Raw genomic sequence first — 20388 nt, 5'->3', positions numbered from 1 at the left:
GTTCAGGCCCGGGCCTGAACCTCGGGGGTGACGTGGAAACGGATGCGGGCCGCCAGTTCCTCGCAGCGCAGAACAGCCTCCGCACGCGTGGGCGCGGTGGCGAACACGTAGCCCTTGTCGCTGGCCAGGAGCGAGTCCATGGCCGACACCCGGTCGCCCACATGCTTGCTGATCACCGCTCCCCCGTCCGACCCGGTGAAGCTCGCGAGGAAGGGGATCATGTGCGGATGGGTGGTCCCCGCCGGGACCCGGCGCACGGGTACGGGGAGGTCCTCCACCCCGGTGATGCCGGTGATCAGGCCCGGCTCCGCGTCCAGGAACCGGATCGCGGCGCCGCGCTTCGGTTCCGGCGCCGCCTCGGGGAGCCGGTCGATGCCGAGCGGAACGGTCATGAAGAGACGAGCCGGGTCCCAGCCGGTGGACCGGTTGACCATCTCGGGGATACCGGCGCCGGACAGCCGGTTGTGCGTCTCCAGCAGCCGCGGTCCGTTCGGGGTGAGCACGAACTCGCTGTGCGAGGGACCGTCGGTCAGGCCGACCGCGTCGAGGACGCCGGCGGTGAGCTCATGGATCTCGGACAGGCAGGGCGCCGCCTGGTCGCTGGGGACGCTGCACTCCCACTCGACGAAGTGCTCGTTGACCTGGTACTCGCAGATTCCGAGCACCACATGGCGCCCCTGGTGGGAGAACGCCTCGACGCTGACGACCGGCCCCTCCAGGAACTCCTCACCCAGTACGCCTCCGTGGCCGAACGCGGCCACTTCCCGCACCGCGTCGACGGCGTCCTTGGCGTTGTCCACCTTGTGGATGTGCAGGCTGCCCGCGCCCTTGCCCGGCTTGAGGACGATGGGACCGCCGACGTCCGCCAGGAACTCCACCGCTTCCGCCTCGCCGGTGATCTGCCGGTGGCGGACCGGGCTCAGGCCGCGGCGGTCCAGTGCCTGTCGGGTCAGTGCCTTGTCCTGGATGATCCGGGATACCGCTGGGCTCGTGCCGGGGAGGCCGAGCTCGGCGTTGAGTTCGCCCACCGAGACCGCGGCCAGCTCGGTGGTGGTGAGGACGAGTTCGAACGGGTTCGCGTCGTGCAGCGGCCGGAGCAGGCGAAGCAGCTCACCGGCGTCGGTGATGTCGCCGGTGAGGATCGCGGAGCAGTGCGGCTCGGCCTCGGCAGGGTCGAACTGCCCTTCCGTGTGGACCAGTGTGACGTCGATGCCGAGTTCCCTGGCCCCGTGGACGGGGGCGGGACGGCCGCCTACGACGGCGATACGGCGCGGGGTGGTGGTCATGCGGTCGCTCCTTCGGACCTGGTCACTACGGGGTACTGCTCCTCGGCCGCGGTACGGGCGAGGGCCGGGAGCCACTCGGCGATGGGCGGGATCCGGTGGCCGAGCTCGTCCGCCCTGGCCGTCGAGACCCCGAAGTCGGCGGGGCAGGAGAAGGGCGACAGGGCGGGGTCGTCGGCCGCGTCCTCCTTCTCCACCACGACGGCATCGAGGCCCGTGGACCGCTCCACCGCGGCGCAGATGCCGTAGACGTCGGTGGTGTCGGGAGAGGCGACGTTGACCACTCCGGTGAGCTCGGAGGTCGCCGCCCAGGCCAGGAACCGGGCCGCGTCCACAGCGTGGACCAGAGAGGTCTGCCCGGGGCCGGGGTGCGCGACGACGGGCTCTCCGGCCCGGATCCGGTCGAGGTGGAACCGGTACCGGCCGGTGAAGTCACCTCGTGCGGCCAGTACATGCGCCACGCGGGCGATGACGACCGGAACCTGCGCGTGGCGGGTCAGGGCTGCCTCGGCCTGGCGCTTTCCCTCACCGTAGTTGGCTCCCAGGAACGCCTCGTCGTCCCACGGCAGCTCGGTGTCGTACGCGTATCCCGCCGGGTCGAGTTCGTCCTCCCGGGCGAAGGTGCTCAGAGCCGGCGCGGGTATCCGCCACCTGAAGGTCTGCTTGTTGTACACCTCCATGCTGCTGGTCAGAACGAACTTCCCCGCCCGGTCGCCGAAGGCACGGCATGCCTCGACCGCGGCGTTCGGTGTGTAGCACATCTGGTGGATCACCGCGTCGAAGCGCCGTCCCGCAACGGCGTCGGCCAGCTCACCGGGCCGGGTGACGTCGGCGCGCAGACGCAGTACGGAGTCCCCGAAGTCGTCGGGGCTCTGACCGCGGGTCACAACGGTGACGTGGTGGCCTTCTTCGAGCAGCCTGTGAACCGTGAGCCTGCCGAAGAACCGAGTACCTCCGATGACGCAGACATCAGCCATTTTCCGCTCCCTCCATCGCTGGAACGGTCTGCGGCTCGTCGCTCGCGTCGCCCTCGTCCTCGTCCCGGCTCAGCAGGCAGGCAACGGCGCAGGCCGCCGCCACCGCCGCGGTGACGTACCAGTTGAATCCCGGCAGTCCGGCCGTACGCGACAGGTCGAACATGACTCCGGCAAGCAGCGAGCCGACCATGTTTCCGGCGCTGCGGAAGAAGTGCATGGCGCCCATCGCCTTGGCGAGCCGCTCCGCCGGGACCTTGCGGGCCACCCAGATGTCGAAGGAGGGCACGAAAAGGATCTCGCCGAGCACCACCGTGAGGCAGCCGACGATCACCCATGCGGCGCTTCGGCCGGCTCCGAAGGCGATGAAGGCGACCGTCATCCCCGCAAGGCCGACCGCCATGACGGCGCCGGGCCGCAGGTGCTTGATCAGGAACTTGAAGAGCGGGTACTGCAGGGCCAGGACGCCGAGCCCGGTGATCCAGAAGGGGGCCGAAGGCGCCCACTGCGGAGCGAACTCGGCCATGTGCAGGGGGATGCCGACCACGAAACCGATGGACAGGAACCAGAACACGGCCGACAGCAGGAAGTAACGGGTGGCGCCGCGCACTTCGATGCCCTTGAGGACCGCGGTGCTGAACAGCGGTCCGCGGGGCGCGACATCGGCCGGAGCCGCGAAGCCGTTCGGCGGGATGAACGCGGAGGCGGCGAGGCAGAACCCGATGAATATCGCGAAGACCAGACCGAACAGGGTGCGCAGATCGATGTCGACCAGCAGTCCGCCGGCCACCGCGCCGCCGAACAGCCCTACCTGCGCGGACATCTGGAAGGTGGAGAATGCCTTGGGCCGTTCGCTGTCCGGATAGGACACCAGAATGTTCTTCAGGCCGGGGAACGCGGTCCCGGAGCCGAATCCGATGAAGAACGCCAGAACGCTGTAGACGACCACGCCGCCGCTGAAGCCCATCAGGCCCAGCGCCACCGCCTCCATCGCGGTACCCAGGAACACCGCCCCGCGGATGCCCAACCGGGCGGCGGCCCCCTCGTAGGAGAAGGTGGCGAGGAGCCGGCCGACATAGGTCATACACATGACCACGCCGGCCCAGAAGCCGCTGTCGGTACCGCCGAGCGAGGCGATGAGGACGGGGAACCAGATGAAGTTCCCGATATGGGCGAGGAATATGCCGGCGTTGATGCCGATCAGGGCCCGCCTGCGTTCACTGGTCACAGTCTGACCTTCCCTTTCGATTCGGTGGACCGGATTTCTGCGATGGCGCGTGCGACGGCGGTCCTGTCCACCGGAACGCCCTGCACGACAGTGGCCACCGGCAGGGCCGAGAGCGGCTTGCCCGGGGCGTGCAGGTTGTAGGTAGCGCTCGCTCCGACGGTGAGGGGGTGGATGCCGGTGCGGTCCCCCCGCAGCTCGTCGAAGTAGGCCCTGCCGCCGACGGTGGCCTGGTGGCGCAACCGCGGGACCAGCGAGGGGTCGTCCCCGCAGAGGGCGTCGAGCTCGCCGAGGAAGGAGTAACCGTGGTAGGCACCGAGGTTGCCCGAGTCCGTACCGACCAGCAGGTCCCCGTTCCGCAGCGCGGTGAGGGCGTTGGCGCGCATGTCCCTCAGCGCGGCGGTACGGGTCTCCTGGCAGCCGTACTCGATCCCGAAGGGCTTCTCGACGCCCTGGACGAAATCGAGGTTGTATCCGTCCTGCGTCTCACGGAAGCCCTCCCGGCCGTACTCGGCGAGGAAGTCCTCCCGGGACATGATCATCGAGCGCAGTCCGGCCAGAGTGGAGACGAACCGGGCGCCCTGGAGCCCCTTCCACTCCGCTTCGGTGAGGGTCTTGTCCCGCACCGAGTGCGCGAAGAGCCGGAAGCCGCACGAGTACGCGAAGAGGGTCTCCTCCAGGGTGTTGCAGTCGATGACCGCCGTGACCCCGCGCTCGGCGGCCGTACGGGCGGTGAACCGCATGACGTGCTCCGACAGCCGGGAGAACCGCACGGGACTGCCCGGCTGCTCGGTGCCGTCCGTGAACATCACCTTCAGGAAGGTGCCGCCCCGTTCGGCATTGGTGCGCAGCGCGTGGTCCAGGTCGGCCTCGACGGCCAGCATGTGGACCGGGGCCGGGAACTCCACACCGTGACCGGTGCGCCCCGCGCTGTCGGTCGTCGCCGTCACCGCGTAGCCGCAGTGCACGAGTTCGGGGTACGGCCAGGGCGACGCGGCCCGGCCGGCCTCCCATGCCTCGGCCAGCAGGGGGAACCCGAACATGTCCACCACGTGGGTCACCCCGTGGTAGAGGTACTGGAGGGCGACGATGCGCGGGTCGTCGACCGAGTCGTCCCAGTTGGGAGGCAGCGAGACATGGGCGTGGGTCTCGGTGTAGCCGGGCCACAGCTCGTTCTCCGAGCCCTGGGGGGTCTGTCCGGTGGGCTCGACGCGGGTGAAGACTCCGTCCTCCGCGGTCACATCGAACAGGACCTCGGGGTCGAGGGCCGGGATGGCCACGCTCCGCAGGACGAGGGGGCCGGGCCGCTCGGCGGGGGCCCCTCTCATCGGGCGACCTCCACCCGCATCCGCAGGTCGATGCGGTCCAGGCCCTCCTCGCAGCGCTTGTTGACCTCGTCGCGGTCGCTGCCGGTGAAGATGATGTGGCCGATCCAGTCGAAGTTGCTCTTCGAGAGGCGGGAGACCGCCGTGCCGGTCTTCTTGTATGCCTGGGCGCTGTGATAGCCGGGCGCCTCTGCCAGGTCCTCGAAGCCGATGGAGTCCACGGTGCCGGCGATCGGGGCGCCGAACCAGTGGCCGCCCGCGGTGGTCTGCCCCGGGAAGGGAAGCTCGGGACGCTCGCCCAGTGCCTGCCGGATGACCTGGAGGTAGGCGTCGACACCCGAGGAGATCTCCATGAGGGTCGGCACGATTCCGCCGATCAGACGGCCGTTGACCTCGCACAGCACCGGTCCGTCGGCACCGAGCAGGAACTCGGTGTGGATGAAGCCGAAGTCCACGCCGAGCTCGTTCAGCACCTGGGTGGTCATGGCGAACAGCTCGTCCTGGAGGGGGTGGCCGCTGAAGTAGGTGGCGCCCATCTCGATGAAGTGCGGGAATCCGCTCATCGGGCGGTCGGTCAGGCCGAGGTTGACGATCTCGCCCTTGCCCAGCACGCAGGACTCCACCGAGATCAGCTCACCCGTGACGAACTCCTCGATCAGGATGTCCGGGATCCGCACGACACCACGCCCGTAGTCGACGACGTCCGCCAGCTCGGCGAGGTAGGTGGCGAGGTCGTCCTCGTCCTTGAGGTGCAGGACGTGGAGGCTGGCCGTACCGTCCGACGGCTTGACCACGCAGGGGAAGCCGATCTCCCGCACGGCGGCCTCGACCTGCGTCACGTCGGCGACGTGGGCGAAACGTGGCTGGCGCACGCCGGTGCCGTCCAGGGTGAGGCGTGTCAGGTGCTTGTGCCGCGCGTTGCGGGCGCCCTCCACGCTCATGCCCGGCAGGCCGAGCGACTGCGCCACCGCGGCGGTGTGCACGGTGTGGTACTCGCTGTAGGTGGTGACGCCGTCGATCGGCCGCTCGGCGTGCAGGTCCGTCGCCAGCGCGATGAGCTCGTCGATGGAGAAGGCCTGCTCGCTCTTGACGACACGGCAGTTCGGGTGGGCGTACGCCGCTTCGGCCAGCGGTGAGGCGGCGAGGTAGAAGCCGGGGTCGACCGATACCAGCGTGACGTCGTGCCCGAGTTCGAGGGCGTTGGCGATGCCGGCGATGCCGTTGGGGTTGCATTCGATCATGAGGATGTGCACGGGGACTCCTGAATTCTGTTGACGGGCCGGTTGGTTGCTTCGGTGGGATCAGGCGCCGGCCGGGGCGGGACGCTCAGCGCCGCGTGCCCGGTGCACGGCCGAGAGCACGGCGGGCAGGTCGAGGCCGAGCGCGGCCATGACCTCCTGGTGGTCACCGCCCTGCGTGGGCCAGCTCTGGTCCGCGGCCACCCCGGTCACCTCGCACCGGGGCATCAGCAGGGCCAGCGCCTCGGCGACTCCGCCCTGGCCGCGGTGCTCCTCGACGACCACGAACCGCCGGTGGTGCTCGGCCAGTTCCGCCGAGGCCCGGGTCAGGTGGTCGTGGTCCAGGTAGACCAGGTGCGCGTGAGAGGTATCCGGCGAGCCCTGCCGCGCGGCGATGGCGAGGCGGGTTCCCTCCTCGCCCACCGACACCAGGCACACCTCGTCGGACGCGGCCCGCGACTCCCAGTTGACCAGCGGCGGAACGTCTCCGTCCCAGTCGAGTGACGGGTATACGGCGTTGCGTCCCGTACGGATGTAGTGCGGCCTGCCGGAGCGCGCCGCTTCCCGGACCACCGCACGCATCTCTGCCTCGCCGTAAGGGGCCGCGATGGTCACCCCCGGGATGCTTCGCAGGATCGCGAGATCCTCCAGGCAGTGGTGGGTGGTGCCGAACCACGCTCCGGAGACCCCCGCGTACGGCGCCACCACGGTGACTCCGGCCGCGAGATAGCCCAGGGTCAGCTTCAGGCTCTCCGCCGCCCTGAGCGCCGCGAACGGCGCGAAGGTGCTGACGAAGGGCTTGTAGCCGGCCACGGCCAGCCCCGTCGCCATGTCGACCATGGCGCCCTCGGCGATACCGAGGTTGAAGAAGCGGTCCGGGTGGGCGGCCTGGAACGGGTGTCCCTTTCCGCCCAGATCGGCCTCCAGGCAGATGAGGGAGGCATCATCGGCAGCGAGCCTCGTGAGCTCGTCCCGATAGGCGTCACGTCCCGAGAGGGTCATCGGATCGCTCGCTTCCACTTGGCGGCGCGGGTGGCGTCGATGGTCACGTAGTGGGAGGCGGCCTTGCCCTGCACGGCGGCCACGCCCTTGCCCTTGACGGTGTCGGCGATGACCGCGAGCGGTCTGCGGGCCGCCGAGCGGTCGCCGGAGAGGACCGCGGTCAGCGCCCGCAGATCGTGCCCGTCGGTGTGGGCGACCTCGAACCCGAAGGCGGCGAACCGCTCGGCGAGGTGGGGCAGCGGCGAGATGTCCTCGACGAAGCCGTCGTTCTGGCCTCCGTTGCGGTCCACCACGAGCACGAAGTTGCCCAGTTCCCGGGCCGCCGCGACCTGGCAGGTCTCCCAGACGAGCCCCTCCTGGAGCTCACCGTCGCCGGCGACCGCGATGCCAAGACCGCCCCGGCCGCCGATGCGGCGGGCCAGCGCCCACCCGGCGGCGTACGGGACTCCGTGCCCGAGGCTCCCGGTGGGGAACCGCACTCCGGGCACCTTGGGGCCCGGGTGCCCGGTGTAGGGATGGCCGGCCAGTCCGTACAGCGGGGCCGGGTTCTCCGGCAGGATCCCGCTGACGTACAGGGCCGCGTAGAGGCCCGCGGCGGCGTGGCCCTTGCTCAGCACGACTTCGGTGCCGTCCCCCGCCGAGGCCCGGTGCAGGGCCGCGATCAGGATGTCGAGTACGGAGAGGCTGCCGCCGAGGTGGCATCCGCGGGGGCTTGCCGCCATGTCGACGACGAGCCCCCGGGCCTGCGCCGCACGTTCGGACAGGGTGTCGAACAGTTCGTCGTCGTGGGTGCCGGGTGCGCCGGCCGATGTGTCGAGCAGGACGGTCATCAGCGGCTCCCCTCGGGCAGGGCGAACCAGCGGTTGACCGCATCGGCCAGCAGCGAGCGGGCCGTGCGGTACTCGGTGCCGCCGATCCGCTCCTCGTCGGTGTGGTCGAGGGCCGAGTCGCCGGGCCCATACGCCACCATCGGGACATCGCTCCACGTGGTGGCCAGGGTGTTCATGTCCGACGTGCCCTTCTTCACCACGAAGCGGGGCCTGATGCCGGCGTCGGCGAAGGCGCGGGTGAAGACCTTGACCAGGGAGCTGGAGCGGCCTCCCGAATAGCCCGGGGTGGCGCGCAGCACCTCGATGGCCACGCCCTCGCGGGCGGCGCCGAGCGCGGCGGTGCGCAGCGCGTCGAGGTCGGCCGACGGCGGCACACGGAAGTTGAGGATTCCGGTGGCCCGGTGCTCCTCGCGCCCGGTCGCGCAGGTGACGTCGATGACCGCGCTCAGCGCGTCGGGCGCCTTCGCGAGTACGGCCTCCCGGATGTCGCCGAGGGCGCCGATCAGCCTGTCCGGAGCGGACACCGCGTCCATGCCTGCCGAGTGGCCGCTGGCCACGGACGCGGTGACCTGGAGCTTGAAGAGCCCGAAGTAGCCCAGGGTCAGTTTCTGCGAGCCGCTGGGCTCGCCGATGACGACGGCATCGGCGGGGTAGTGGTCCCGGGCGTGGAAGGCGCCCTTGGAGGAGGAGATCTCCTCCTCCACCGCGCCGACCACGCACAGCCGGCCGTCCTCGGGGATGTCCGCGTGGGCGAGCACCTCCAGGAAGTTCGCCAGGCTGCCCTTGGCGTCGACGCTGCCGCGGCCCCACAGCTCGTCCTCGCGCCAGGCGACAGGCCAGTGATGGGGGACCGTGTCGAGGTGGCCGAGGAGCATCAGGCGCCGGGGCCCGGTGCCGCGGGTCGCGACGAGGTTGCCGGCCTTGTCGACGGTGGCGCTCATACCGCGCTCGCGGCACCAGTCGGCGAGGAACTCCGCGAGTTCTGCCTCGTCACCCGAGACCGAGGGCACGGAGACCAGTTTGGTGAGCAGCGCAAGGTCGGCGGAGGGCTCCCGGGTACGCCAGAAGCGAGTCCATCCCGAGGGCTCGGCCATGGTGTGCGGGCCGGTCACCGCCACGTCCGCGCTGCCATCCAGGGCCATCTCGGCCGCCCGCACCTTCTGGCGCATACGGCCGCCGGCGTAGCGGGCACCGTCGCCCCGGTAGGCGTTCCCCAGCGTCGACCGAGGATCGGCGGGGTCGGTCAGCAGACCGGCGGTGCCGGTGACCAGGCGCAGATGGTCGGCGCCCAGCGCGTTGCTGAGGACCGCGGCCAGGACGTCGGCGTCGACGTTCAGCGGGGAGCCGTTGCCCTGGTCGGCGACCGGCGGCGACAGGCAGACCACGTCGTACGCGTCCAGCAGGGCGTTCAGCCGTGCGGCGTCGACATCGGTGGGGACACCGGCACGGTGGTCGCGGACCACGCGCGGCTTGTCCTCGGCGGACAGTGCCTTCAGGGGGCGGTTCGCCCGGCCGGTCACCAGGCCGCCGCGTGAGGCGACGGCGGTGAACACGCTCAGCCCGAGGGCCTTCAGGTCCTTCTCGACCGCGGGCAGCGTCACCCGCTCGTAGGCGTCGACCAGGTGCGCCATCTCCTCCGGCGGGCAGTAGCGCACGGAGTCACCGTTGGCCAGCCGCAGTTGGGGCATCGGGCGGCCGGCCGCACGGTAGTGGCGCTCGATGCCGGTGGCGCCGCCGGCGACCAGCAGCACCCGGGCGCCGCGGGCCACGAGCCCGGCGACTTCCCTGTGGATGGTTCCCCGGTCGAGCGTCGCGCTGCCGGCCTTGATCACGTACAGGGGCCTCGTCACGGCGACACCGCCGTGGTGGGCAGCCCTGCGGTCTCGTCGAAGCCGCTGATCAGGTTCATGGCCTGGATGGCCTGGCCGGCCGCGCCCTTGATCAGGTTGTCGAGGGCGGCCACGGCGATGCACTGCCCGTCGCGGACGGCGATCGCGACCTCGGCGACGTTCGAGCCGACGACGGCCTTGAGCATCGGGAAGTCCTGCGGAGCCTTGGGCGCCGGGCGGACCCGTACGAACGGCTTGCCGACGTACGCCTTGGCGTAGGCACGCTTGACGTCCAGGGCCGAGACTCCGGGGCGCAGCCTGGTGTAGGCCGTGACCATGATGCCGCGCGCCACGTCGAGGCTGTGCGTGGAGAACTGGAGGTCCAGGGCCGCGCCGGTGAACTCGGCGAGGGCCTGGTGGATCTCCGGAGCGTGCCGGTGCCCGTACAGCTTGTGCACGCGGAAGTTCCCGGTGCGTTCGGCGGGCGGCTCGTCACTGCTGCGTCCGCCACCGGTGGAGCCGGTCTTGGCATCGACGATGACGTGGTTGTCCACCAGGGACGCGGCGAAGAGCGGGTAGAGGGCGTAGATGCTGGTGACTGCCATGCAGCCCGGCAGGCTGATGAACCGGCTCTCCGGGACGGCCGGGCTCAGTTCCGGGACGAAGTACGCGAAGTCCTCCAGCGGCGGGTGGGCCGACGTCTTCGGATAGTGGGTGCTGATGTCCTGGCTGTCGCGCAGCCGGAAGTCGCCGCCCAGGTTGAGGACCCGCTCGGCATGTGCGGCGATCAGGGGCAGCCGCTCGGGCAGCGCGCCGGTGGGCAGGCATCCGAAGGCGATGTCGACGGTGTCGATGTCCGCGAGCTGGTCCAGCGGGCGGAACTTGAGACCGGCGGCCTTCGGGTGGTTGCGCAGCCAGGGATGGACGCTGCCGACGGCGGCGCCCGCGTTGCGTTCCGCGGAGAGGAAGGCCAGCTCCACGTGGGGGTGTTCCAGGAGCAGCCTGATCACTTCGCCGCCGGTGTAGCCGCTGCCGCCGATGACGGCCGCGCGGATCTTCTTGTTCGCAGTGTCAGCCAAGGCGGGCCGCCTTCTCGTACGGACGGCGGTAGTCGCCGGCCTCGACGAGCTTGCGGATGGCGTCCGGGCGCCGCGCGACCTTCGTGAAGGCGTCGGCGTAGCGCCGCGCACGCTCCCACTCGACCGGGGAGCGCAGCTCGCGGCAGAGAACGAGGGTGCTGTCGAGCATTCCGAGGGTGACCGGGAAGTCCTCCGCACGGTGGTCGCGCGCGGCATCCGGGTTGAGGGTGAAGGGGTATCCGTTGCCGAAGCCGCCCCGGTGCCGGAAGGGCAGATGGCAGGGGATCGGCGTGTTCTGCCATTCGCGGGCCGGTACGCCCTCGGCGACGAGCAGCTCGTGCACCGCCTCCTTGACCGCGTGCACGGGGAGGTCGCCCAGGCCAACGGCCTCGGGGGTGAGGGTGATCCGGTACATGTTGTACGCGTGCACGTGCCCGTCCGGGACGTACGGCGGCGTGAACAGGCCGGTCTGCGCGAGGGATTCGCCCAGCAGGGCGGCGTTACGGGCGCGGATCTCGTCGTAGTACGGCAGGCGCTTGAGCTGGCTGCTGCCGAAGGCCGCGGCGACCCAGGACATGCGGTAGTCGATGCCGTGGCGCTCCAGGTAGGCGACGGCCCGGTTGTGGGCCTCTTCGGTGGAGAAGAAGGCGATACCGCCCTCTCCGCCGAGCGGGAAGTTCTTGTCGGCCATCAGGCTCTGCCCCGCCGCATCGCCGAAGGAGCCGGCCACCTGCCCGCCGACCTTGGCGGAGTGGGCGTGCGAGGCGTCCTCCACGAGGGCGAGGCCGTGCTGGTCCGCCAGGGCCCGCAACGCGGTCACGTCGGCCGGCAGGCCGTGGACGTGCACAGGCATGAGGGCGCGGGTCCGGCCGGTGATCGCGGCGGCTGCGGCCTCGGGATCCATGCAGTACGTGAGCGGGTCGATGTCGACGAACACCGGGATCGCATGGGCTGCCACGACGGCCTGAGCGGTGGCGATGAAGGTGAACGCCGGGACGATCACCTCGTCGCCGGGCTGCACGCCGGCGCCGACGAGAGCCATGTGCAGGCTGGACGTGCCACTGGCGGTCGGCAGGGCGTACTCGGCGCCGACGTAATTGCGGTAGGCCTCCGCGAAGTCGGCGACGACCTTCTCGGGTGCCTGACGCTGGGCGAGCATCAGGTTGAAGACGTCTTCCTTGGTGATGACGGGGAAGAGCGTGCGACGCAGGGCCTTCGGAATCATCGCCCCGCCGCCGAGGGCGGCGAGCTCCGCCTCGATGTCCGCGGCGACCGGCAGGGGCAGCGGGGCTGCCGGGAAGTCAGTGATCATGAGCGTGCTCCGGATGTGGCGGCGGGTCGCGCCGCCTGGGTCAGGGCCATCCGCGCGCAGGCGGCCACCAAGGGGCTCAGGCGGTAGTTGAACTGGACGCCCGGGACCAGACCGGGGTCGGCCTCCTCCTGCGTCCACATCGTCCGCAGGTCGTGGGCGCCGAAGATCTTCAGCCGCTCGGCGCGGTTCCAGATGTCGGGCTCGTCGGTCAGGACGGCCGCGGCAGGCCCGAAGCCGAGCCCGGTCAGGTCCACGACCAGCGCCGGGGCGACGGATCGGGCGGCCAGCTCGGCCAGCCGGTCCGCGTTGGCGGCGTCCAGCGCCAGGTAGTCGTACGCGGCCGGGCTCTCGCCGCCCACGGTGACGCCGAGCCAGCTCAGGAACGCTGTCGTCTCCACGTCCGCATCGGCGAGGGAGACGGTGTCCCCGTGGCCGATGCCCTGGCCGGCGAGGGCCGCGTGGATGGCGCCGGTGCGGCTGTTGACCAGGACGGCCTTCGCGCGGCCGGTCTGCTTCGTAAGCAGCCGTTCCAGACCGGGCAGTTCCCGGTCGCTCTTCTCGATGCTCATGACCACGCCCGAGGTGAGGACGCGGGTGAGCACCGTTGCGGTGTCGAACAGTTCCATGGGTCTTCTCCGTCTCACGCGGCCACGGTCGCGGTCGCGAGCTGCTGCGCGACGTAGGCGGCGAGGTGGCCGGCCACGTTCACTCCGTGCACGGCGGAGGAGCGGGCGAATTCGGGGTTGGCGTTCACTTCGAGGACGAGCAGTTCACCCGTGGCCCGGTTCTCCACCAGGTCCACTCCGTAGAAGCCCTCGCCGAGGGCGTCCACGACCTGGGCGCAGAGCTTCTCGATCTCCGCGGTGATCTCCACACGCCGGACGTCGGCTCCCAGGTGGGTGTTGGTGCGCCAGTTGTCCGAGACGCGCTGGATCGCCACCACGGGGGTGCGTCCCACGACCACCACGCGCAGGTCGTGGCCCGGCTTGTCGACGTACTCCTGGACGACGACGGGGAACAGCTTGCCCGCGGCGTCGGCGGACTCCCGGCCGCCGGCCCATGCCTCCACGCACTCGGCGTTGGTCATCTTGGTGACGCCGCGGCCCCAGGACCCGCTGACGGGCTTGACGACCGCGGGCAGGCCGAACTCGGCGACGGTGGCGCGGACCTGGTCGTAGCTGAAGGCGTGCCGGGTGACGGGGTGGGGAATGCCGTGCCGGGCGAAGACGAGGGACTGGAGACCCTTGTCGTTGCACGTCTCGATGGTCGCGGCGGCGTTGAGCGTGGGGATCGCGGCATGTTCGAGGCGGCGGGAGACGCTGATGGCGTCGCGGTGGGAGAGATTTCTGATCAGGACGAGACCTGGCGGGCCTGTGCGGCCCGCCACGACCCCGGCCAGATCCTCCATGAGCAACGGCTCTGCCGTCAGGCCCTCGTCACGCAGCGCGGCGAGAAGGAGCTTCTCGTCGGGCCGCAGCATGGTGATCGAGAGCAGGATCTGGGTGGGAGATGTCACTCGCCCCAGTCCTCTTCCACCTCGGGGGCCAGGTCCAGACGTACGAGGGCGTCGGACTTCTCGACCACTTCGTGCTCCTGGCCGCAGGCCGTGCACTCGGTGATCTCGCCCTTTTCCCAGTCGTCCTTGACCTCGAAATCGGTGTCGCATACGAGGCACTTCGGTGCCGCAATGGCGGTGGTCATTCTCGAGACTCCTTGCGTAAATAGGGTTGACTGAGACATGCTGGGACGACGGCTCTGTCGGCAGGATGCGTGAAACAGCTCGAAGGCATCTCTGTTGATTCGGCACAACAGAGCTTGCCTGGCTGCCTCATGACGGTGCGTCACCTTCGGTCAGACACCGGCGACGCTTGGTCGAAAAGCCGTGACTCCGCAGTTCAGACGTGGTTCTGGGACTCAGTTCCAGCCCGTGTCATCCACTGCCCCGACGATTTCGCCGGCCACCGCCTGATCGGCGGTCCCCGAGATGCCGATCAATAGCGCAGCGGCAATCGCGAACGCACTGACGGCCTTGCACAGAAAATGCTTGAACTTCATATTCGTGCCCCCCCGGGCATTTTCCGGACTACCGGAGTTCCCCGGTGTCTCTGTGGAAATCATGTCGCAGGGGATGGGTTGCGGGAAGCGTCCGCAGGCATCAGGATCATGCATTGCTGAAACCTGAAGGGGGGTGGGGCACATGTGCGGAACAACGGAGGGCCGGGGGGCCGGGGCCGTCACAGAGATCTGCGAGGAGGGGCGCAGGCTCTATCGGGCCGCGCTCACGAGCGGGGCGATCGACCGGGGCGAAGCCCCCGGATGCCTTACGGAGCTGGGGCTGCTGACGCCCTCGGCCGGGGACCCGGACAGGCTGGCACCGGTACCGCCGTCGGTCGCGACCATGACACAGACGTACCCCGTGTCGCAGGCGATCCTCGTGCACCAGCAGCGTCTGGCCGCGCTGCACGAGGTGATGTCCCAGGTCGAGAGCATCTACCAGGAGGCGCAGCCGGTCGGTCAGCCCACCGTACGGCGACTGGTCGGACCTGCTGTGATCCGCGCGGCGATCGACGAGGCCGCGCAGGGCCTGACCACGGAGGTGCTGACCATGCAGCCCGGGGGCGGCAGGCCCGAAGGGGCGCTGGCCGACGCCCTCAAGCGCGACGTGCTCGCCCAGGGCAAAGGCGTCGTCCAGCGCACGCTGTACCAGCACACGGTGCGCGCGCACGCCCCGACGCTCGCCTACATCAGGGCCGTCACCGAGGCGGGCGCGGAGGTGCGCACGCTCGACGAGGTCTTCGACCGGCTGATCATCTGCGACCGGTCCACCGCGTTCATCCCGGATCTGGAGGGTTACCGCAGCGATCAGGCCCTGGTGATCCGTGACGTCGCCATCGTGCAGTTCTTCGTGTCGGTCTTCGAGCACGCCTGGGAGCGGGCCGAACCGATCGCCTTCAAGGCGGACCAGCAGCGCCCCGTACTCCTCACCGAGAAGACCCGGCTCCGGGTGCTGCGGCTCATGGTCGACGGCTACACGGACGCGGCGATCGCCAGCCGCCTCGGCATGAGCACGCGTACGGTGGCGACCCACCTGAAGAAGGCATCGGACATGCTCGGCAGCAACAACCGTGCGCATCTCGCCTACCTCATGGCCCAGACCGGCCTCCTGGAGGACCCGCTCCCCACCGGCTGCCGCTGCGATGCCTCCCACGTCACCGACGACACACACGACGCCGCCTCCGCGTAAGCGGGCGCCGGCCCCTATTCGGCAGCATCTCTCCTGGCCCCTTGGTACGGGGAGAAGTGCGGGTTCAGGGCGAGGGCTTCGCGTACGTGCCGCTCCCCCTCCGGCAGGCCGAGCTCCCGCTCGACGACGCCACGGTGGTAGCGGAACAGCGCGTTCTTCCAGCCCGTCGCAGCCGCCTTGCGGACGTACACAAGGGCCTCCGCGTCCCGGCCCGCCCGATGCAGGGCCCAGCCGAGCGCATCGGCCGCGATGACGCTGCGCGTGTGCTTCCACTCCCGGCGCATGAGTTCCACCGCGTCCTCCGGATCACCGTGATCGGCGGCGAACAGTGCGAGTTGCGGATCCACGGGTCCGCCGTCGGCGAGCGAGAGACGCACCTGCGCGGCCAGCACCGCCGCCTCTTCCCCGGGGCTGTTCACCCCCGCCGCACCCCGCAACTCCAGCGTCTCCAGCAGGAACTGCGGCAGCGGCGTCCGCCCCACGAGCCGCTCGTACACCTCAAGCGCCCTGCCCCGCTCGCCCCGTGCCGCGAGCACCCTCGCCGTACCGGCCTGTGCGTACGGATGGTCGGGTACGGAGTCCAGCGCCCGGCGGTAATGCCCCTCCGCCCGGCCCACCGCACCGCCGGACCAGGCCAGGTCCCCCAACCTCGCTTCGGCGAAAGCCCGTTCGTCCGGACTCGCCGCACTCTCCACCGCGCGCCGCAACGCGATCTCCGCATCCTGCGGCCTGCCGTGCGTCTCAAGGTCGTACGCCGCCCTGCTGTACGCGGCCGAGGCCGGGGCGAGGTCGAGCAGACGCTGTACCGCCGCCCGCGCGGCCGGGTAGTGGCCGAGCTGGATCTCCGCGTCGGCCAGCACCGCGTAGCCGTCCGGCCGGTCCGGTGCCATGCGGGTGGCCCGCAGCCCCTGGGCGCGGCCCTCGGTGAAGGCGTGCCGGGCGTTGGCGAGCAGCCCACGGCCCGTCTCCGCCGCGTAGTTGTCCGTCGGATCGAGGGTCAGCGAGCGCCGCAGCGCGAGGTCGGCGGCGTCCAGACGGGCCGCGTCCAGCGTGGTGCGGGCCCGTTCGATCTCGGCGCGGGCCAGGGCCGCCCAGACCGTGGGGTCCTTCGGATAGGTCCGCGTACGCTTCCGGGCCGTGTCGAGAGGCGTCTGCCCGCTCTCCGCGACGGCCCCGGCGGGCGGGGCGGCGGCCGGTGGCCGGCCGGTGCCGGGACCCAGGTACAGGAGTCCCGCCACACAGCCGGCCACGGCCGCCGCTCCGCCCACGGCGCTGATCAGACGCTTCACGGGCCCGCGTGCGGGAGGTTGAGGTAGGGGAACGTGGTCTGCGCGTCCGCGGGTTCGAGGCGCACGACCGGGTCGGGCAGCAGACCCATCGCGGACGGACCGGCGGGTTCGCCCTCCAGCATCCGGATCAGCGGCCCGTCGATGTTGTCGTTGAGACGCCGCCCGTTGGGGAAGCCCTGGAGGTCGCCGTCGATGACACCGTGCGACTTCGGCTTCGCGGTCACGGGAGTGGTGAGGTTGAGCCGGAGCATCTCGGCGAGCCTGATGCGGCCGGGGTCGGCGTCGGCGTTCATCGCATGGGTGTTGAGGTCGAAGCCGAACAGCGAACCGTTGGACTTCCCGATGCCCTTCATGAACAGCGCCTGGATGTCATGACGCGGCCCCGCGGGCGCCTTGCGCCCCTGGGCACGCTCGATGCGCTTCGGCGGTACGGGGTCGAGCGTCGCGGCCAGGAAGTCGGCCTCCAGGTGGTCGTCCTTCGGCGCACGCGCCTGGAACCGGTCCTCGGGACCGCCGGGCTTCGAGAACCCGATCGTGGAGCCGTACACCCCGAAGGCGATGTGCGGGGTGCCGTTGCGGGAGACCTGACGGAACGTGGGGGCCTGTTCCTTCAGACTGCGCCCCAGGTCGGCGCCCTGCCGCGAGACGGAAGCCCACACGCCGACGACCGGGTTGCGCTCCGGGTTGCCGTTGAGTGCCACCTCGCTCTTGGGCACCTGCAGCACAAGGCTGTTCACGTTCAGCGCGGACAGCGGCTGGGCGTCGGGCAGCCAGCCGGGCACGGGGCCCGACGTACCGAGCGTGAAGAGGCCGAAGACCTGGGTGTCGGCCTTGAAGGAGTCCGCCGCCTGCGTGGCCACCGTACGTCCGCCGCCTGGCAGGTCGCGGGTGGCCTGCGTCCGCAGCTTGCCGTAGTTCGGCATCAGGACGCGGCCGGTGTTGGTGGGCGAGGCGATGGCGTCGGTCAGCAGCTTCGTGGCGGAGCCGTCGGCCGCGACCTTCTCCAGGGTGTACTTCTGCCGGACACCGAGCGACCGGTCGTCGAGTGAATTCACCGGCATCGGACCGACCTTCGGGCCGATCCCGAACGGCCGGCGGTCCTCGTCGTGGAACGTCCAGCGGTACGTGGTGTCGGGGGCGCCGTCCCCGTCGGCGTCGGTGTGGATCTCGTACCGCGCCCCGGTCGCGAACGGGAAGTCGACCAGCGCGTTGGCCGCCGTGCCCGGCACCTGGAACGGCCTGACGTTGGCGACGAGGGTGACCATGTCGTGGTTGTCGGGGCTCGTGAAGGCATAGACGTCGGTGAGGTCCGCCGGGGAATCGAGCACGGCGGACGGGGCGTCGATATGTCCGCCTGCCGCACCGGTGCCCATGAGCGGACCCGCGACGGAAGCGGCGGTCAGCGCGACGGTGGCGGTCGCGAGGACGACGAGCTTCCTGCGGGACAGTCTGTTGAATCCGGGAGTTCTGGCGAATGCGGACATGCGGTTCTCCAGTGCTGTGTGGGGGAGTTGCCCCACACTGGGCCCGCTGTTGATCTTGGCGCGACCGCAGCGCGCTGATCGCCGCCAGTCGCGTGGCCGTTTTCCGCCGGGCGGCCTAAGAACGGTTTGGCGCCGTGCACATATATGCATTCATGGACATACCCGACAGGGAGTCGAACGCTTCGCCATCCCGCGACAACGTCGTCGCCTCCGATGAACTCGACTTTCAACTAAACCTGTTGGGCCCGGTCGACCGGGTCTCCGGTTGCGGCCCCCACCCCCCACAGACAGAAATGGGTCCATGAGTATGCACGGAATCCGTCGTCTCACCGTCCTCGCCGCCGTGGCCGCCCTCACCCTGCCCCTCGGCATCACCTCCGCCGGAGCTGCCGCCCCGCAGCCCGCGGAGGCCCGGACGACCACAACGGCCGACCCGTTCCCGGGCGCCTACATCTCGCCCTGGGGCGACGCGCAGGTCGCCCTCAGCGACGAGTCGCTGGCGTGGCTGGAGCAGTCGGGTATCACCCTGGAGGCCATCAGCCCGTTCGCGATGGACGCGGACGGCCGCGGCTTCTCCATGCCGATCGGTTCGACAGCCGGTGACGGCCTCGACTCCAAGGGCCGCATCTACTACCCGGGCGGCCTGAAGCTCAAGCACGCCAACACCGGCCAGACCCTCACGCTCAAGGCGACCTACATCCGCCTGATGCCGACGCCCGGCTACTCGGCGGGCGTCCAGGTGAACGGCAAGTCCGTCTCGGACGAGGTCATGGTCGCCGACACCACCCGCACCGAGGCACTGACCAGCGCCCGCCCGAGCTTCACCGGCTTCCGGCTGGAGAAGGTCCCGTTCCGCGTCACGGCGGAATTCTCCAACCTCTTCGCCGACGTGACGGGCACCCCGGGTCCGCGCGCGGGCAGCCTGTTCGGCACGCTCACGCCGAACTTCGACTACATCCCGACCAAGTCGTCCCAGGTCGGCCTGCCGAAGCTCCCGTAAGCGACCTGGCGGAACCGTACGGCGGCAGCATGACGTCCCCCGTCATGCTGCCGCCGTCGGGTGAAAGTTGAACTACGTGTGGACCGTCCTGGGGATACTCTTCGCCGCCGCACCGCTGATCGTCTGGACGACGATCGCCCGCACCCGAGGGGTGGGCTTCGCGGTCGGCGGCGCACTGCTGGCCGGAGCGTGCGTGCTGATCGGCGTGCAGCAGGACTGGATCACCGCCCCACGCACCGACGCCCACCTCCTGTACACCGCCCTCGCACCCCTGCTCATCGCCTGCGGTGCGGGGCTGGAAGGCCGCCACGAGAACTCCCCTCCCCCGGAATGGATCCCCCGCCGCAACGGAGCCATCGGCTTCCTGGGAACGCAGTTCGCCCTCACACTCGTGGTCGGCCTGCTGTACGCGCTGATGCTCACCGAGGGCTCGGACGCCCCGCCCGCCAGGGCCGTACCCCCGCTGCCACCCGGCATCACCGTGGTCGACGAAGGCACCAGCTGCGGTTCCGGCGGCTGCTGGCGCGTAGTGACGGTCGCCGGCAAGGGCGGTCAGTCCCGCCCGGAGATCATCCGCGAACTGAACCTCCAGCAGGAGACCTGCCGCCCCAGCGGCTGGCTGCTGGACTGGCGTGACGTGTGCGTCGGCGCCAGGGACAACGGCAGGAACGTCGTCATCTACGCGGGGTGGGGCTACTGAGTCCCCCACCCCGTCACCCCAGCAGCAGAAAAGCCGCGTTGAGCAGGATCAGCGTGTGCACGAAGCGCCCCGGATACGTCGGCGGATACCGCCACGCCAGCGGCCACGTCCGCCCGATGAGCGCCGGAACGGGTACGTAACTGATGGACCCCGCTGCTGAGTTGAGCCGCGTCACCCCCTCGGGCCACGCCCGCCCGGACGTCGTCCCGGCCGGCACGAGGAAATACACGCCCCGCCGCCCGCTCGCCTCGGTGACGACGGGTCCGGGCTCGCCCCCCGTAATCGCCTCCATGAGATCGGCGAGCCGCCGCCCGTCGTCCCCGTCGACACGGACGGCATCGAATTGCACGCCCGCCTTGCGGAGTTGGAATCCGGAGTCCGGAATCCAATCGATGTTTAGTTCACGATTCGGCGCATTCACAGGGACATTGTGCGGCCGAACGCCTAGCGTTTTCTTTGACTGACGAGGGGCGTCGCACACCCGTTGACCTGCGCGAACTCCTCTGTAGTTCAGTTGAATTCGGCGGGGTCGGGTAGTGACCGGTTGAGTCCGGTTGAGTCGAAAAGAGATCGC

Annotated in this window: 20 protein-coding genes; 3 read left to right on the top strand and 17 right to left on the bottom strand. The window is 70.3% G+C overall.

All coding sequences use genetic code 11. The annotated features are described in order from the left end of the window. Positions 1-2: 2 nt before the first annotated feature. The 14 genes from ACWGO0_RS00905 to ACWGO0_RS00840 all read right to left on the bottom strand — a co-directional run bounded on the left by ACWGO0_RS00905 (position 3) and on the right by ACWGO0_RS00840 (position 14152). On the bottom strand, positions 3-1286 hold the full coding sequence (locus ACWGO0_RS00905) for an ATP-grasp domain-containing protein (RefSeq protein ID WP_453525938.1): 1284 nt from the start codon (positions 1284-1286) through the stop codon (positions 3-5). Beyond that, positions 1283-2260 (bottom strand): NAD-dependent epimerase/dehydratase family protein, encoded by a 978-nt coding sequence (locus ACWGO0_RS00900; protein WP_453525935.1) that lies wholly within the window; start codon positions 2258-2260, stop codon positions 1283-1285. Before ACWGO0_RS00900 ends, ACWGO0_RS00905 begins: the two co-directional genes overlap by 4 nt. Then, a complete protein-coding gene (locus ACWGO0_RS00895) occupies positions 2253-3485 on the bottom strand; it encodes an MFS transporter (protein WP_453525932.1) in 1233 nt (410 codons plus the stop codon). Before ACWGO0_RS00895 ends, ACWGO0_RS00900 begins: the two co-directional genes overlap by 8 nt. Continuing rightward, a complete protein-coding gene (locus tag ACWGO0_RS00890; RefSeq protein WP_453525929.1) occupies positions 3482-4810 on the bottom strand; it encodes a hydrolase in 1329 nt (442 codons plus the stop codon). The genes ACWGO0_RS00895 and ACWGO0_RS00890 overlap by 4 nt, the downstream gene beginning before the upstream one ends. Then, on the bottom strand, positions 4807-6060 hold the full coding sequence (locus tag ACWGO0_RS00885; protein WP_453525926.1) for an ATP-grasp domain-containing protein: 1254 nt from the start codon (positions 6058-6060) through the stop codon (positions 4807-4809). The genes ACWGO0_RS00890 and ACWGO0_RS00885 overlap by 4 nt, the downstream gene beginning before the upstream one ends. A gap of 48 nt (positions 6061-6108) precedes the next feature. After that, positions 6109-7047, bottom strand: a complete 939-nt coding sequence (locus ACWGO0_RS00880) for a transketolase family protein (RefSeq protein WP_453525923.1) — start codon at positions 7045-7047, stop codon at positions 6109-6111. Continuing rightward, positions 7044-7877 carry a thiamine pyrophosphate-dependent enzyme gene (locus ACWGO0_RS00875; protein WP_453525920.1) on the bottom strand — a complete coding sequence of 278 codons (834 nt, stop codon included), beginning with the start codon at positions 7875-7877 and terminating at the stop codon, positions 7044-7046. Before ACWGO0_RS00875 ends, ACWGO0_RS00880 begins: the two co-directional genes overlap by 4 nt. Then, positions 7877-9727 carry a M20/M25/M40 family metallo-hydrolase gene (locus ACWGO0_RS00870; protein ID WP_453525917.1) on the bottom strand — a complete coding sequence of 617 codons (1851 nt, stop codon included), beginning with the start codon at positions 9725-9727 and terminating at the stop codon, positions 7877-7879. Before ACWGO0_RS00870 ends, ACWGO0_RS00875 begins: the two co-directional genes overlap by 1 nt. Continuing rightward, on the bottom strand, positions 9724-10785 hold the full coding sequence (argC, locus tag ACWGO0_RS00865) for an N-acetyl-gamma-glutamyl-phosphate reductase (RefSeq protein WP_453525914.1): 1062 nt from the start codon (positions 10783-10785) through the stop codon (positions 9724-9726). Before argC ends, ACWGO0_RS00870 begins: the two co-directional genes overlap by 4 nt. Continuing rightward, on the bottom strand, positions 10778-12097 hold the full coding sequence (locus ACWGO0_RS00860) for a DegT/DnrJ/EryC1/StrS aminotransferase family protein (protein WP_453525911.1): 1320 nt from the start codon (positions 12095-12097) through the stop codon (positions 10778-10780). The genes argC and ACWGO0_RS00860 overlap by 8 nt, the downstream gene beginning before the upstream one ends. After that, a complete protein-coding gene (locus ACWGO0_RS00855; protein WP_453525908.1) occupies positions 12094-12723 on the bottom strand; it encodes a degT/DnrJ/EryC1/StrS aminotransferase in 630 nt (209 codons plus the stop codon). Before ACWGO0_RS00855 ends, ACWGO0_RS00860 begins: the two co-directional genes overlap by 4 nt. Positions 12724-12737: 14 nt before the next feature. Continuing rightward, positions 12738-13613: a RimK family alpha-L-glutamate ligase gene (locus ACWGO0_RS00850; RefSeq protein ID WP_453525905.1), complete on the bottom strand. Its 876-nt coding sequence runs from the start codon at positions 13611-13613 to the stop codon at positions 12738-12740. Then, complete coding sequence (locus ACWGO0_RS00845; RefSeq protein ID WP_453525902.1) at positions 13610-13798, bottom strand: lysine biosynthesis protein LysW; 189 nt, start codon at positions 13796-13798, stop codon at positions 13610-13612. Before ACWGO0_RS00845 ends, ACWGO0_RS00850 begins: the two co-directional genes overlap by 4 nt. Before the next feature lie 213 nt (positions 13799-14011). After that, entirely contained in the window at positions 14012-14152 is a 141-nt protein-coding gene (locus tag ACWGO0_RS00840; RefSeq protein ID WP_453525899.1) for a hypothetical protein, read from the bottom strand. A 142-nt stretch (positions 14153-14294) separates the two neighbouring features. Here ACWGO0_RS00840 and ACWGO0_RS00835 point away from each other — a divergent pair, with 142 nt between their 5' ends. Then, on the top strand, positions 14295-15341 hold the full coding sequence (locus ACWGO0_RS00835; protein WP_453525896.1) for a helix-turn-helix transcriptional regulator: 1047 nt from the start codon (positions 14295-14297) through the stop codon (positions 15339-15341). A 14-nt stretch (positions 15342-15355) separates the two neighbouring features. On the opposite strand, the gene ACWGO0_RS00830 is transcribed toward ACWGO0_RS00835, so the two are convergent. Next, positions 15356-16630, bottom strand: a complete 1275-nt coding sequence (locus ACWGO0_RS00830; protein ID WP_453525894.1) for a tetratricopeptide repeat protein — start codon at positions 16628-16630, stop codon at positions 15356-15358. Then, entirely contained in the window at positions 16627-18114 is a 1488-nt protein-coding gene (locus tag ACWGO0_RS00825; protein ID WP_453525891.1) for a DUF4331 domain-containing protein, read from the bottom strand. The genes ACWGO0_RS00830 and ACWGO0_RS00825 overlap by 4 nt, the downstream gene beginning before the upstream one ends. A gap of 301 nt (positions 18115-18415) precedes the next feature. Between ACWGO0_RS00825 and ACWGO0_RS00820 the strand changes: the two genes are divergently transcribed. Together ACWGO0_RS00820 and ACWGO0_RS00815 are read left to right on the top strand one after the other, a co-directional pair. Further along, the gene (locus ACWGO0_RS00820) at positions 18416-19114 is read left to right on the top strand and encodes a hypothetical protein (RefSeq protein WP_453525888.1); all 699 of its coding nucleotides are present in this window, start codon (positions 18416-18418) and stop codon (positions 19112-19114) included. Between the two features lie 76 nt (positions 19115-19190). Further along, on the top strand, positions 19191-19814 hold the full coding sequence (locus ACWGO0_RS00815; protein WP_453525885.1) for a hypothetical protein: 624 nt from the start codon (positions 19191-19193) through the stop codon (positions 19812-19814). 13 nt (positions 19815-19827) lie between these two features. Here ACWGO0_RS00815 and ACWGO0_RS00810 read toward each other — a convergent pair whose 3' ends face one another. Further along, entirely contained in the window at positions 19828-20235 is a 408-nt protein-coding gene (locus ACWGO0_RS00810; RefSeq protein WP_453525882.1) for a hypothetical protein, read from the bottom strand. Between the last annotated feature and the right edge of the window lie 153 nt (positions 20236-20388).

It is taken from the genome of Streptomyces sp. NPDC055749, from assembly GCF_053617235.1.
Note: the sequence above shows the minus strand (reverse complement) of the source record. Positions and strands in the feature narration are given on the sequence as shown.